This is a genomic window from Roseibium sp. M-1, from assembly GCF_054515675.1.
Window position 1 is genome coordinate 156,949 of sequence record NZ_CM137257.1, and the last position, 12,614, is coordinate 169,562.

Here is a 12,614-nt window from a genome sequence, read left to right on the forward strand (position 1 = left end):
ACGGTGCCTAGGCTTTGGCGCCGTCGAATGTTCCATCGCCGCCATTGGGGACATATGGCGCCGGTAAACCGTGAGTTCCAGCAATCTGTGCCGATCCGGATTGAGCTCAGGTGTCGGCCGCGCTAGGGGTAAGTCAGGTAAATTTCTCCGGAGAGATGGATGACCTCTCACAAACTTGGCGCGGGACTGGCACTTCTGGCATCCTGCCTCATCGCGACGACGTCGCCGGCCGAGGTGCGGATTGCCGTTGCCGGTCCGATGAAAGGCCAGTTTGCCGTCTTCGGTGAACAGATGCTGGCAGGTGCCGAACAGGCCGTGGCCGACCTCAACGCTGCCGGCGGGGTCAATGGCGAGACCATCGTTCTGGAAGTGGCGGATGATGGCTGTGACGCGGATCAGGCCGTTGCGGTCGCCAATCAGCTCATCGGCAAGGGCGTTGTCTTTGTTGCCGGCAATCTGTGCTTCAACGGGTCCATCCCGGCGAGCGCCGTCTATTCCGAAGCCGGCATTGTCGAGATCACGCCGGGAACAACCTTGCCCAAATTCACGGACGAACGGCCTGGCGAGGGTGTCTTCCGCCTGGCGCCGCGTGACGACCGGCAGGCAGAGGTTCTGGGCAGGTATCTCGCGGTTGAATTTGCAGGCAAGCGCATTGCGCTCCTTCACGACAAGACCGCCTACGGCAAGGGGTTGACGGATGCCGTCAAGGCGGTGATGAACAGCCTGGGCGCCAGCGAGAGCATGGCACTTGGGTTCGATGCGGGGGGCGACGATTTCCGCAGCCTGGTGTCGCAGATGCGGCTTGAGAATATCGATGTTGTCTTTCTCGGCGGCTATCACCCGGAAGCGGGGCTGATCATGCTTGAGATAGACCGCCAGGCGCTCGGCGCTGACCTCGTCGGCGGCGATGCCCTGATGACGGAAGAATACTGGTCGGTCACGGGAGAGGCGGGCAACGGCACGCTTCTCACCTATCCCGAAGTGCCCCGCGAACGGCCGGAGGCCGTCGGCCTCGTGGCCAGGATGGTGGAGGCGGGCAAGCCGGCCGAGCGATATGCGTTGACCACCTACGCGGCCATCCAGGCTTGGGCGGAAGCTGCCGGAACAGCCGGCAGCTTTTCCTTCGGCGACGTCTCCGCGGCGTTGCAGGCTGGCACATTCAACACGGTTCTCGGACCGGTCAGCTTCGACGACAGGGGCGACAGCAATGTGCCCGACTACGTTCTCTACGAATGGAAGGATGGCGTCCCTCTCAAGAAATAGGGCCGAACGGCAAAGCGCGCGGCCATTGCGGCACGCGCGCTTTTGGTGAAAGCGCCGATTGGGTCAGCCGCGGCGGCCGGAGCCGCTGATCGTCAAGTTGACCCTGTCGGCATAGATCGGCATCCCGGCTTCCATGCCGTAGAGACTGCGCTGGAAACCGCCGGAAACCTCAAAACCAACGTGACCGTCGCTCTTCGTGCCGGTGATCTTGACGGAGAAATTGGTGCGTTTTTTCTGTCCGCGCATTGTCAGGATGCCTTCCACATCCGCTGTGTGAGTGCCGGTGATCTGGACGCGGGTGCTTTGGAAGGTTGCCAGCGGATATTTCTCGACGTCGAACATGGCGGAGCTCTTCAGGAAACCGGTGACCCTGTCATTCCCGGTCTGGACGCTCCGGAGATCGACGGTCACGGTCACGCGGCTTTTTTCCGGCCGGGACTGGTCCAGGATCATCTTTCCGGAGACTTTCTTGAAAGCGCCGGTCACAGGACCGCCGCCCAACACCTTGACGGAAAAACCGGTGTCGATTTGCGCCGGTGACAGGACATAGGTGCCGGAGATCGGACCGGCTTCTGCCGGCAATGAGGCGGCAGCAAGTGCGGAGACAAAGGCGAGAGCAGCAAAAGATTTATTGAGGCTTTTGCCGAAGACTGCTTTGGATGAAATCGAAACGGTCATCTGTTCGGGTCCTTGAACGGGTCGAAAATGCGAATGGTGAAGCTGTATTGCGTTGAATTCTGAAGAATTGGCTCTGTTCCTGAGCCGATAAAGAAGTATCGCCAAGACCGTTGCCTGGCATAGTGATGGGCGTCACAGGCATCGTCCCGGTCGCTGACCTGTTCTTGAATTAACCCTTTGGTAAGAAAATAGGCGCCCGCCCGTTCTTTCAAGTGGAAGCGCAGGGTAATCTCCCGTGACAATTAACGGGGATTTTCATGCGTCCGAACTCCTTGCTCCGTCGTCTGCTTGCCGTATTCGCACTTGCCGTTGCCGTGCATGTTCCGGCCCCTGTGGAAGCTGCCGAGCTGGTCGGCTTCTCGGATGCGCGTTTCCGGCCGGGTACGATCGTGATCCGCAATTCCGAGAAGCGGCTTTACCTGGTGCTCGGCCGCAACCAGGCGATCCGCTACCGGGTCGCCGTGGGCAAGAGCCGGAAATCCTGGACGGGCCAGGCCTTTATCACTGCCAAATACGTCAAGCCGGACTGGGCACCGTCGGATGAAGTGCGCCGGGATTTTCCGCATTTGCCGGCAGTGATCAGGGGAGGGGCGCCCAACAACCCTATGGGTGTTGCTGCGATGACCCTTTCCAACGGCAATTACGCGATCCACGGCACCAACCGGCCAGGCTCCATTGGCCGCGCAGTCTCCTACGGCTGCATCCGCATGGCCAACAACGATATTCAGGATCTGTTCCAGCGGGTAAACGTGAGGACGCCGGTGGTGGCGTTGCCCTAGGTAAGCTTCCTGCCCTTGAGGTCTTCGACTTTCTTGAAAATCCTCCCGGTTCCGACATTCCCGCTTGAGCTATCGGCGGTTCCTGTCCCAATAGGATTTGAAAGGACGCCGTTTCCTGCCGTCGGTATTGTTCTCGCAGGCTGGTTGGTGAGGTTGATGCCGGTCCAGGTAAGAAGACAGCAGGACGACGGCCCCCAGTAGCACGCAGCTGGTCAGAGCGAAAAAGGCCTCGAAGGGAGCCCTCTCCATCGGGGAGACCTGCATCTTGCGGAGCAAGACGGTGCCGACAATCATCGGCAGCAGATAAAGTGCCAGGCCGGTGAACTGGAGATAGAAGGACGTCTTTCCCGATTGCAGGAAACTCTGGAGCGGCTGCTGGTGCCTGATCCGAAACAGAAGATCTATTGATACCAGAAACATGGCCATCAGCGTGATGAGGGAGAGTTCATTTCCCCACAGAAACAGCGAATAGAGTGTTTCGGTAATGCCAAGCGACAACATCACGAGGCAAAGCGAGACGAGCAGCACCCGGATCGCGTGATGGCGTTTCTGTGACAACTCGAAACAGAAGCAACAGACCAAAAAGACGGCCGTTTGGAGTGAAAATCGGCCAAAAAGGCCTGCGCTTTCGAGCGCTTGGGCCATTGGACCTGCGGAAATGAAGTTTACCTGGTTCGGAAAAAGTGCCTCAGCGATGCGTAGGGCTGAAAAGCCTATCACGAGCCAGCAAAGCGTAAACCTTGTCCGGCGCGCCTGCTCCCAGCCTGTGCGAAAGAATATCGCGCACGCGAAAACTGCAAATCCAAAGGCTGTCAGCGGATGGGTCGACGGGCGGGGACCGGTAATCGGATCACCCGCGGACAGGAAGATGTTATGGGCAATACCGAACAGAACAACCAGCAGGATCGAACATCCAAGCAGCTGGCGATAGATGATTTTATCCAGGTCTGAGCGATCAGAATTGCTCACTGTTGCGCCCTGTGAAAATGCCTTAAGTCGTGATTGCAGCTTATTAGTGTAACTGCCCTGCAGCTTTTGTTCGAGCGAATGTTCTAACGTCCCATAGTGCGGTGCGGGACAGCATGCCGCAATTAGTTTCACAAAGTTGAATATATAGTCGCGAGCGGGCTCATGATGCCCACTGTAATGGTTCTGCCGGCGCCCGGTGCCCCAACACGGTGCCGGTGGAACTTCGAAAACGGCTGGTTTGAGTGTAGGCCAACCTGGCAGTCTCTCGCGTGCGGACGTTCAGGATTTGAGCCAGCTGCGCGGATCGGAGCCAGCTTCCCGGCCGCCCGGACCGGAAAGGGCGGCGACAAGATCGGCAACGGCGTCGAGGGAATGGACCGCGCGGAATTCATCGACATGAGGCAGCATCGCGCGGATGCCCTTGGCTTTGGCTTCGAAACCGTCGAAGCGGAGCAGGGGATTGAGCCAGACAAGACGGCGGCAGGACCGGTGCAGCCGGTCGATTTCACGCTCAAGGTCTTCGTCCGTGTCCCGTTCCAGCCCGTCGGTTATCAGGAGCACGGTCGGCTTGCCGGAAAGCACCCGCCGAGACCAATGACGGTTGAAATCGTGCAGCGCCGAGGCAATGCGCGTGCCACCGGACCAGTCCTCCACACCTTCCGAACAGGCCTCGAGAGCTTCGTCCGGGTCTTTCATCCGCAGTTGCCGGGTCACATTGGTCAGCCGCGTGCCAAAGAGGAACGTGTGCACGTCCCGCCGTTCCGCCGTCAGTCCGTGGAGGAAATGCAGGAGCAGGCGCGAATACTGGCTCATGGAACCGGAAATATCGCACAGGGCGACGAGGGGCGGGCGCTTCTCCGCGGACTTGCGGAATTTCAGGTCGATCATGTCGCCGCCGGCCCTCAAGGACGCTCGCAACGTCCGGCGCGGATCGACACGGCCCCTGGCGGCAGGCTTCAAACGCCGCAGACGGATCCTGTCCATCGGCAGGGACATGGCGCGCAAGGCGAGTTTGGCCTTGGCGATCTCGTCCGCCGTCATCTGGGCAAAATCCTTGGCCTGCAGCAGCTCCTTGCCGGAGACGGTGAATTTCGCATCCACCTCGATCTGCGGTACGGTCTCCTCCGCAACCCGCTCCTTTGCTGCCTGGAATGCCTGGGACACGCGGGTCTGGCCCGCCTTGGGCTTTTCCGGTGCACCGCGCGGCGGGGCGACGGGAGACAAGATCGCCAGCATCTTTTCGATCAACCCGCGGCTTTGCCAGTAGATGCGGAAGGCCTCGTCGAAGAGCACTCGGTGCTCGCGCTTGCGCACGAACACCGCATGCAGTGTCCAGTAGAGGTCTTCGCGGTTCTCGATCCCGGACACCTCGACGGCCGCGACCGCATCGACGACCGATGCCGGGCCTACCGGCACACCGGCCTTGCGGAGCGTACGGGCGAAATAGACGATGTTATCGGTTATGCGTGAGCGCAGCTCAGGGGAGGCGGACATTAGTGCCTCCCGGGAAGGATTTGGTTGGCTTGGCTCACCCCCACCCCTAGCCCCTCCCCACAAGGGGGAGGGGGATCAGGCGGCATGCTTGGCCGATTCCCTCCCCCCTTGTGGGGGAGGGTTAGGGAGGGGGGTAATTCTTGCACAGTGGTCACTGGCTCAAACCGCCGGCATGGACTGCGGTTGCGGGGCGTCCTTGCGGATGGCGTCGATCATCTGGCGGACTTTCGATCCGCGAACACGTTCGATGTCGTCCTGGTATTTCAGGAGCACGCCGAGCGTGTCAGAGGCCATGTCCGGATCGAGGGCCATTTCGTTGAGTTCGGACAGGGCGGTCGCCCAGTCGAGGGTCTCGGCAACGCCCGGCTGCTTGAAGAGATCCTCGTCGGCGCGCAGCTTCTGCACGAAAGCGACGACTTCGGCCGCCAGGCGTTCCGAAGCGCCCGGGACCTTGCGGCGGACGATCTCCAGTTCGCGCTCGGCATCGGGATAATCGACCCAGTGATAGAGGCAGCGGCGCTTGAGAGCGTCGTGAATCTCTCGGGTGCGGTTGGTGGTGATGATGACGATCGGCGGCTCGGCAGCCTTGACCGTCCCGAGTTCGGGAATGGTCACCTGATTGTCGGCCAGCACTTCCAGAAGGAAAGCCTCGAAGGCCTCATCCGCGCGGTCGAGCTCGTCGATGAGGAAGACCGGCGCGCCTGCAAGCGAGGGCTCGAGCGCCTGCAGCACCGGCCGCTTGATCAGGAAACGCTCGTCGAAAATCGATTTGGAGAGTTCGGAATGCTCCGTGTCGCCGGCCGCCTCCGCCACCCGGATCTCCACCATCTGTGCCGGGTAATTCCATTCATAGACCGCCGAGGAAATGTCGAGGCCTTCGTAGCACTGCAGCCGGATGAGGTCCCGGCCGAGCGTCGCCGACAGCACCTTGGCGATTTCCGTCTTGCCGACGCCGGCTTCGCCTTCCAGGAACAATGGCCGTTTCATCTTCAAGGCCAGGTGCAGAACGGTTGCCAGCGACCGGTCGGCCACATAGCCCGCCTGGTCCATCAGGGCGAGAGTGTCGTCAATGGATTGGGGCAACGGGCTCATCTTTCCTCCGGGCGCGGACATGTCGTGCGGTTATATAGGGAGACGGGCGGCAAGGACATTGCAGCTTCGGCCAGATTTTCCCGGACACCCGTGTTCCCACTTATGGGTTTCTTATCTCGAACCTTCTATAAAAGCCCGACCGATTCAAGGGAGAGAGAAAAGTGCTGCGCTTCAAGCCACTCGTCTGGGCCATCCTCGGTCTATGGTCCACGGTCCCGGCCGCGCTTGCGTCCGATGGGGCCTATCCGTCCGATCCGGCGAGCCTGGCGACCGGCAGGGAACTCGCCGAAATCCATTGCGCCGCCTGCCATGCGGTCGCCAGAGACGATGTCAGCGCGGAAGCGGGCGCGCCGCCCTTCCGCACCCTTTCCAGCCGTTATCCGCTGGAGACCCTGGAAGAACCCTTGGCCGAAGGCATTGTCACCGCCCACGAAACCATGCCGGAACTTGCCTTCGAACCGGATGACATCGACGCCTTTTTGGGCTATCTGAGCTCCATTCAGGACAAGTAGGCCTTGGTGTGCGGGGCTCCGGGCATTTGTTAGCAATGACCGGAGATTGCTGCCAAAACGTTGTTTTTCAACAGCTATTCCCAAAAAGTCGGATTTGGTTAACCGGAATTCCGTGACAATCTTTCTTTGCAACGAAGAAAGGATTGGCATGAAAACCAGCTCCGACTTTGAAAAGCGGCTCCTCGGCTACGGTCTCCTGACCGCCGAGATCCTCTACCGGATGCCCGATCACCCGCGGTTCCTGCAGAGTTTCCTCTGGCAGACGGAAGATCTGGCACCGAAATTTCCGGAACTGACACGGTTCCTGAAATTCTGGGAACGGGAACTCGAAGGCCGCATTCACTCCGTGCGCATTGCCCATCAGCAACTGATCACGCCGGTGGATTTCCGCTATGCGGATGGCGAGATCGTGATGCACTGACCGGATCTGCGGTCCGAAGGCTTATCTTGGAAGAAGGCCGAGGCCTTCGCCGTCGCGCATGATCGCGCGCGACTGGGCGGTGAAGTCCGACCCGTCGCCCTCATGCAGCACGAAGCCGGGCATCAGCCGAAGCGGCGCCTTGCTGGCACGCACGGCACGGATCAGAACGCGGGTGGCGGCTGCCTCCGGACGCGGACGCAACGGGATGACGTCAATCGCCCCGAAACGCCCCTGAAGCACGTCCAGAAGTTCCCGCAGGCCGTCGGCACGGAAAATCACCGTCAGGCTGCCACCTTCCTTGACAATATCCGTCGCGGTTTTCGCCCAGGGTGCCAGGCCGCGGTCGTCCAGCATATGGGCGTCTGCGCGGGCCGAGTTCGGCGAAGCGCGGAACCGGTCGGCCTCATAGTAGGGCGGGTTCATGATGGCATGGTCTGCCAGGGACGGTGTCAGGCCGGCCGCGTGGCGCAGACTGCCCTTGGCGGTGATATCGGCGGCCAGTAGCGACACACGGTCTGCAAAGGCCGCATTGTCCAGGTCCTCGAGTCCACGCCTTGCGAGCTTGAGCACCGTTTCATCCACATCGACCAGGGTGACCCTGATATCGGACAGACGTGCGGCAGCGCAGAAACCGGCCGTGCCGACGCCTGCCCCAAGATCCACCACATGCCCTTTCGTGCCGTCTGGCAGCGCGGCCGCCAGGTAGACCGCGTCGAGGCCCGCACGATGCCGGCCGCGCTTGGGCTGATGGACATGAACCTGACCGCCGAGAAAGGCGTCGCGGGTCGTCTCTCCCGTGTCTTCGCCCATCGGTCCGCTCATCTCAGGCCCCGCCCTTTTCCGGGCGCAGTTCATGTTCGAGCCCGGCATCACGCACAAGCGCGCGGGCGCGCTGGATCTGGTCGCGGTCCACCAGGATGCGGCGCGGGATCATGGCGAGAGAGCCTTCCAGAATGCTCATGTTGCCGTCTGCGACAAAATGTTTGATGCCGGCCTCCTGAAGAATCGATTCCAGAAAGGAAATCAGGACTGGATCATTGGTTCTGACGAGTTCTTCCATAAGTTTCCCGGCGTTAGCGGTCGGTGTCCGGCGGTTCATAGAACCGCCCTCACGGGCTGCTATACAGCAAAACCCGCTGATTGCCGCATTTCAACAGTTTGTCAACGGATTGGCGGCTTGCCCCGGGAGCGTTCGCGCCATATTGTCCGCTCAAATATTCAGGGAGTGCCATAAGTGGCCGTTGTTGCAACTTATTCTGACGATCAGCCGCGCCAGGCGAGCATTCAGCCGCTGGTGGAGCTCGTGTCCGCGGGCATGGCAGAGGTCAATGAACTGATCCTGTCCAAGGCAGGCTCCAATGTCGAATTGATCCCGGAGATCGCCAAGCACCTGATTTCCTCCGGCGGCAAGCGTTTGCGGCCGATGCTGACGCTCGCCTGTGCCGACATGTTCGGCTACCGGGGCAGCGGCCACGTGACGCTGGCTGCCAGCGTCGAGTTCATGCATACGGCAACACTGCTGCATGACGACGTGGTCGATGAAAGCGACATGCGCCGCGGCAAGCTGGCCGCGCGCAAGCTCTGGGGCAATCAGGCAAGCGTTCTTGTGGGCGACTACCTGCTCGGCCAGGCGTTCAAGATGATGGTCGATGTCGGCTCGCTGGAGGCCTTGCGCATTCTCTCCACCGCCTCTGCCGTCATCGCCGAAGGCGAGGTGCTGCAGCTCGGCGCGGCCAAGAACATCGCCACCACGGAAGAAGACTATCTTCGCGTCATCGAAGCCAAGACCGCGGCGCTCTTTGCGGCCGCCTCGGAAGTCGGCCCGGTGATCGCGGACCAGTCCGAAAACATGAAACTGGCAGCCCGCACATATGGCATGGAACTCGGCTACGCCTTCCAGCTCGTCGATGATGCGCTCGACTATGGCGGTTCCTCGGCGGATCTCGGCAAGGATATCGGCGACGATTTCCGCGAAGGCAAGATCACGCTTCCTGTTGTGCTGGCCATCGCCCGCGGCACCGATGCCGATCGCGGCTTCTGGCAGCGCTGTCTGGAAGGCGAGGACATCGGCGACGGCGACCTGGAACAGGCAATCGGACTTCTGAAGAAATACGACGCGCTGGCCGACACGGTCGAGCGTGCGCGTACCTATGGCCGCAACGCTCTCAAGGCACTGGAGACCCTGCCGCCCGGACCGCATAACGATGCGCTCGCCGACGCAGTCGCCTTCTGCATCTCGCGTGTGAGCTGACGATCGTAAGTTATTGTTGTTTATCGAAAAAGATTTAAACCAGCTCTCTACTGGTGGGCTGCTTTAACTTATCCACGTCATCCCGGACGTAGCGCAGCGCGAGCCGGGACCGGGGCGCCACGGCGGCTGGACGTTGAAATTTCACTGCGGGGAGATCGGGGCTCTCCGGTCCCGGATCTTCGCTGCGCTACGTCCGGGATGACGACAGTGAAGTTTGATCACTACCCTCAGGACAAAGGCCCCGACGCAATCCACCAGTCGGGATGGGCATTGCGCAATGCGCGTTCGACGTTCATCGCGTCCCTTGTTTCGCAAAGGCCGAAGCAGGTCGCACCCGAGCCGGACATGCGCGCGAAGTCGATGCGGGTGTCTTCCTGCAGCGCGGTGAGTACGTGGCCGATCAGCGGGCAGAGGCCTATGGCGGCTTCCTGCAGGTCGTTGCGGCAGCTTGCGAGATAGGCGGACAGTTCGGACAGGCTGCCGAATGTTTCCGGCACCAGCGGCAGGGCGGAATTGTCGCGATTTGCCAGCGCCTGGAAGACTTGCGGCGTTGAAACGCCGGCGCGTGGGTTGACAAGGACTATGCCGCAGGAGGGCAGGGCTGGGCCCGGAGACAGGTCGTCGCCGATCCCGCGCATGATTTGCGGCTCGGGAAAAAGACACACGGGCACGTCGGCGCCGAGCGACAGGGCCAGCTGATGCATGTCTTCGCCGCTGAGATAAGCGCCGGTGAAGTCCTCCAGAAGCCGCAGCGTTGTCGCCGCGTCGCTGGAGCCGCCGCCGATGCCCGACGCCACCGGCAGACGCTTGGTCAGTGTCAGCCGCACTTTCGGCAGATCGATGCCGGATTTTTCCGAAAAACCGCGTACGGCCTTCAGTATGAGATTGTTGTCCGCCGGACCGTCGAGATCCCGCGCGAACGGGCCTTCCAGGCGCAGTTCGAGCGTTTCCGCGGCCTCCAGCGCAATACGGTCGCCGATCTGCGGAAAGACGGCGAGCGAGTCGAGAAGATGATAGCCGTCCGGACGCCGGCCGGTGATGTGCAGGGCCAAATTGACTTTTGCCCGGGCCAGTTCAACCCGGGGAGAAGACGCGGAGGCGATGGCCATGTCTGCTCCCGGTCAGCCGCCGTTCTTGCCGGTTTCCGCCTTGGCGGCGTCGGTCCCGGGAACCTCCTTGAGACCGTTGGTGATCTTGTCGAGGATTTTTGGCAGTTCCTTCTCGTCCGGACCGAGGTCGCGGGCGTGGTTCCACTGGAATTGAGCTTCATTCTTCCGGCCGACCATCCAGTAGGCATCGCCCAGGTGGTCGTTGATGACGGGATCTGCCGGACGCAGTTCGATCGCCCGCTCAAGCTCGCTGACAGCTTCCTCATAGCGGCCGAGGCGGAAATAGACCCAGCCGAGACTGTCGACGATATAGCCGTCGGTCGGGCGCAACTCGACGGCCTGCTTGATCATGTCGAGCGCTTCGTCGAGTTTCAGGCCCTGGTCGACCAGCGAATATCCGAGATAGTTCAGCACCAGCGGCTGGTTTTCGTTGAGTTCCAGCGCCTTGCGGAAATCGGCTTCGGCCAGCTCCCACTTGCCCAGTCTTTCCCGGGCTATGCCGCGGAAGTAGAGCAGCAGCCAATGCTGGTTCTGAAGTTCCGCGATCGTGTCGAAGCCCTTGGTATAGACCACGTCGGCGTCTTCGTAGTTCTCGTGGGCGCGCAGGATGTTGCCGAGCGCGATCACGGCTTCCAGATCGGAAGGGTCTTCATCGATCAGGGCTTGCAGATGGGTGCGGGCCTCATCCAGCCGGTCGAGGGAGTTGAAGTTCATGCCGACCTGAATTTCGGCTTCGCGCTTCAGGACGCTGTCCTCGGGCACCATCATCAGCGCCTTGATGGCCCGTTCGGGCTGTTCCATGCGTTCAAAGACACTGCCGAGCGCGATGGCGGCAAATTCGGCGCGCGGGTCCAGGTAAAGCGCGAGCTGCAGGTAGGAGGTCGACAGTTCCTCGCCGCCGTCGCGGCCGATCACCGCGCCAAGGCCGTAGAGGATTTCCGCCATCCCTTCGGAGGGATCGGTTACCATCGGCGGAATGACGGCGCCGCTGGCGATGGTCTCGCGCGTCTGGTCGAGCTTCGGATGGCCGCGGAACTGGATGTCATAGGCGGCGAGAATGTCGAGCGCTTCCTTCTGGCGTCCGTTGGCCGCAAGCACACGGGCGTAGGAGTCGACAACGCGCAGCGCACCCTGATCGATGGTGTAGGCGGCTTCGGCAGCTTCAAGCGCTTCCTTGTTGCGGCCGGCGGCAAAGAGAATATGGGTCTGATGGGTGGACTTGAAAACCTCGAACCAGTCCGGGCCCTGCAGGCTGTCGATCATAACCAGCGCTTCATCGACCTTGCCGGCGCCGTAAAGGGCCCAGGCCCTGGAAATACCGACGGAAAGCTGCGCGAGCGGTCCGTTGCGTCCCTTTTCAAGCACGACGTTTGCCGCGTCGTACTGGCCCTCGACCATCTTCTGGCTGCCCAGGGTCAGCTGGGCGAGGAAGTTTTCCAGCCCGGCGGTTTCCATTTCGCCGGCATAATGGATCGCCTCGTCGACGTCGCCGTTGGCGAGCTTCAAGAGGAACGTCCGCTCCAGCAGCATGGTGTTTGCCGGGTCAGCAGCCAGCGTTTCCTCAAAGAAGGCGGCTGCGTGGGCATAGTCTTTCTGGAAACCGGCGAGCCGGCCGGAAAGATAGCTGCCCGACAAGGTGAAGGGCAGATCAGCCGGAGTGCCGTAAGCCTCCGTGGCCGCGCTGGTTTCAGCTGCGGCAGCTGCGGGAAGGAGGGCGATGACACTCACCAGCGCCAGGAGTTTGCGTCTGAACGGCTTGCTGGTCGCAGTCAAAGCGGCGTCAGTCGTTTTTGTCATCATTTCTCGCACTTCACTCGCAGAATCTGGAGGGTTTGTTGCTTATTGCCTTTGACAATGGCCTCATTAAGGCTGACCGGCAAGGCGGCCGGAATAACTTTCTGCCGGTTTAAATCCATTTGAATTTGCACCGCGCCCGAAATGCTGGGACGAAGCGGCGCAGGAAACCGTTTTGAGCCAAAAAAGGCTTGAAGACAGCCACTTGCCGTAGCAGGAATGTGCAGTGCAAAAAAACCGGAGGCTCGTTCT

At 61.1% G+C, this 12,614-nt stretch carries 13 protein-coding genes; 5 read left to right on the top strand and 8 right to left on the bottom strand.

What is annotated here, in order from left to right:
• Nucleotides 1–159 precede the first annotated feature (159 nt).
• Entirely contained in the window at nucleotides 160–1,263 is a 1,104-nt protein-coding gene (locus ACX3M4_RS00795) for a branched-chain amino acid ABC transporter substrate-binding protein (protein ID WP_459356708.1), read from the top strand.
• Nucleotides 1,264–1,326: 63 nt separating this feature from the next.
• Here ACX3M4_RS00795 and ACX3M4_RS00800 read toward each other — a convergent pair whose 3' ends face one another.
• Nucleotides 1,327–1,941, bottom strand: coding sequence for a YceI family protein (locus ACX3M4_RS00800; RefSeq protein WP_459356709.1), 615 nt, complete (start codon nucleotides 1,939–1,941; stop codon nucleotides 1,327–1,329).
• 257 nt (nucleotides 1,942–2,198) lie between these two features.
• Here ACX3M4_RS00800 and ACX3M4_RS00805 point away from each other — a divergent pair, with 257 nt between their 5' ends.
• Complete coding sequence (locus ACX3M4_RS00805; RefSeq protein ID WP_459356710.1) at nucleotides 2,199–2,720, top strand: L,D-transpeptidase; 522 nt, start codon at nucleotides 2,199–2,201, stop codon at nucleotides 2,718–2,720.
• A 69-nt stretch (nucleotides 2,721–2,789) separates the two neighbouring features.
• Here ACX3M4_RS00805 and ACX3M4_RS00810 read toward each other — a convergent pair whose 3' ends face one another.
• From ACX3M4_RS00810 to ACX3M4_RS00820, 3 genes are all read right to left on the bottom strand, one after another.
• Complete coding sequence (locus tag ACX3M4_RS00810) at nucleotides 2,790–3,821, bottom strand: hypothetical protein (RefSeq protein WP_459356711.1); 1,032 nt, start codon at nucleotides 3,819–3,821, stop codon at nucleotides 2,790–2,792.
• A gap of 147 nt (nucleotides 3,822–3,968) precedes the next feature.
• Nucleotides 3,969–5,183, bottom strand: coding sequence for a vWA domain-containing protein (locus ACX3M4_RS00815; RefSeq protein WP_459356712.1), 1,215 nt, complete (start codon nucleotides 5,181–5,183; stop codon nucleotides 3,969–3,971).
• Between the two features lie 159 nt (nucleotides 5,184–5,342).
• Entirely contained in the window at nucleotides 5,343–6,275 is a 933-nt protein-coding gene (locus ACX3M4_RS00820) for an AAA family ATPase (RefSeq protein ID WP_459356713.1), read from the bottom strand.
• Nucleotides 6,276–6,436: 161 nt separating this feature from the next.
• On the opposite strand from ACX3M4_RS00820, the gene ACX3M4_RS00825 reads away from it, so the two are divergent.
• Both ACX3M4_RS00825 and ACX3M4_RS00830 read left to right on the top strand, forming a co-directional pair.
• A complete protein-coding gene (locus ACX3M4_RS00825) occupies nucleotides 6,437–6,787 on the top strand; it encodes a c-type cytochrome (RefSeq protein WP_459356714.1) in 351 nt (116 codons plus the stop codon).
• A gap of 148 nt (nucleotides 6,788–6,935) precedes the next feature.
• The gene (locus tag ACX3M4_RS00830) at nucleotides 6,936–7,208 is read left to right on the top strand and encodes an usg protein (protein ID WP_459356715.1); all 273 of its coding nucleotides are present in this window, start codon (nucleotides 6,936–6,938) and stop codon (nucleotides 7,206–7,208) included.
• Nucleotides 7,209–7,229: 21 nt separating this feature from the next.
• Here ACX3M4_RS00830 and ACX3M4_RS00835 read toward each other — a convergent pair whose 3' ends face one another.
• The gene (locus ACX3M4_RS00835; protein ID WP_459356716.1) at nucleotides 7,230–8,030 is read right to left on the bottom strand and encodes a tRNA1(Val) (adenine(37)-N6)-methyltransferase; all 801 of its coding nucleotides are present in this window, start codon (nucleotides 8,028–8,030) and stop codon (nucleotides 7,230–7,232) included.
• Nucleotide 8,031: 1 nt separating this feature from the next.
• Nucleotides 8,032–8,268: a putative signal transducing protein gene (locus ACX3M4_RS00840; RefSeq protein WP_459356717.1), complete on the bottom strand. Its 237-nt coding sequence runs from the start codon at nucleotides 8,266–8,268 to the stop codon at nucleotides 8,032–8,034.
• A 174-nt stretch (nucleotides 8,269–8,442) separates the two neighbouring features.
• Between ACX3M4_RS00840 and ACX3M4_RS00845 the strand changes: the two genes are divergently transcribed.
• On the top strand, nucleotides 8,443–9,459 hold the full coding sequence (locus ACX3M4_RS00845; protein WP_459356718.1) for a polyprenyl synthetase family protein: 1,017 nt from the start codon (nucleotides 8,443–8,445) through the stop codon (nucleotides 9,457–9,459).
• Nucleotides 9,460–9,686: 227 nt separating this feature from the next.
• Here ACX3M4_RS00845 and ACX3M4_RS00850 read toward each other — a convergent pair whose 3' ends face one another.
• Both ACX3M4_RS00850 and ACX3M4_RS00855 read right to left on the bottom strand, forming a co-directional pair.
• Nucleotides 9,687–10,568: a 4-(cytidine 5'-diphospho)-2-C-methyl-D-erythritol kinase gene (locus tag ACX3M4_RS00850; protein WP_459356719.1), complete on the bottom strand. Its 882-nt coding sequence runs from the start codon at nucleotides 10,566–10,568 to the stop codon at nucleotides 9,687–9,689.
• Nucleotides 10,569–10,580: 12 nt separating this feature from the next.
• On the bottom strand, nucleotides 10,581–12,365 hold the full coding sequence (locus ACX3M4_RS00855; RefSeq protein WP_459356720.1) for a tetratricopeptide repeat protein: 1,785 nt from the start codon (nucleotides 12,363–12,365) through the stop codon (nucleotides 10,581–10,583).
• Nucleotides 12,366–12,614: the final 249 nt, after the last annotated feature.

Excerpts from the sequence above, each read along its gene's own strand:
- ACX3M4_RS00795 (WP_459356708.1), top strand. The coding sequence starts at position 160 with ATGACCTCTCACAAACTTGGCGCGGGACTGGCACTTCTGGCATCCTGC.
- ACX3M4_RS00800 (WP_459356709.1), bottom strand. The coding sequence starts at position 1,941 with ATGACCGTTTCGATTTCATCCAAAGCAGTCTTCGGCAAAAGCCTCAAT.
- ACX3M4_RS00805 (WP_459356710.1), top strand. The coding sequence starts at position 2,199 with ATGCGTCCGAACTCCTTGCTCCGTCGTCTGCTTGCCGTATTCGCACTT.
- ACX3M4_RS00815 (WP_459356712.1), bottom strand. The coding sequence starts at position 5,183 with ATGTCCGCCTCCCCTGAGCTGCGCTCACGCATAACCGATAACATCGTC.
- ACX3M4_RS00820 (WP_459356713.1), bottom strand. The coding sequence starts at position 6,275 with ATGAGCCCGTTGCCCCAATCCATTGACGACACTCTCGCCCTGATGGAC.
- ACX3M4_RS00830 (WP_459356715.1), top strand. The coding sequence starts at position 6,936 with ATGAAAACCAGCTCCGACTTTGAAAAGCGGCTCCTCGGCTACGGTCTC.
- ACX3M4_RS00835 (WP_459356716.1), bottom strand. The coding sequence starts at position 8,030 with ATGAGCGGACCGATGGGCGAAGACACGGGAGAGACGACCCGCGACGCC.
- ACX3M4_RS00840 (WP_459356717.1), bottom strand. The coding sequence starts at position 8,268 with ATGGAAGAACTCGTCAGAACCAATGATCCAGTCCTGATTTCCTTTCTG.
- ACX3M4_RS00850 (WP_459356719.1), bottom strand. The coding sequence starts at position 10,568 with ATGGCCATCGCCTCCGCGTCTTCTCCCCGGGTTGAACTGGCCCGGGCA.
- ACX3M4_RS00855 (WP_459356720.1), bottom strand. The coding sequence starts at position 12,365 with ATGACAAAAACGACTGACGCCGCTTTGACTGCGACCAGCAAGCCGTTC.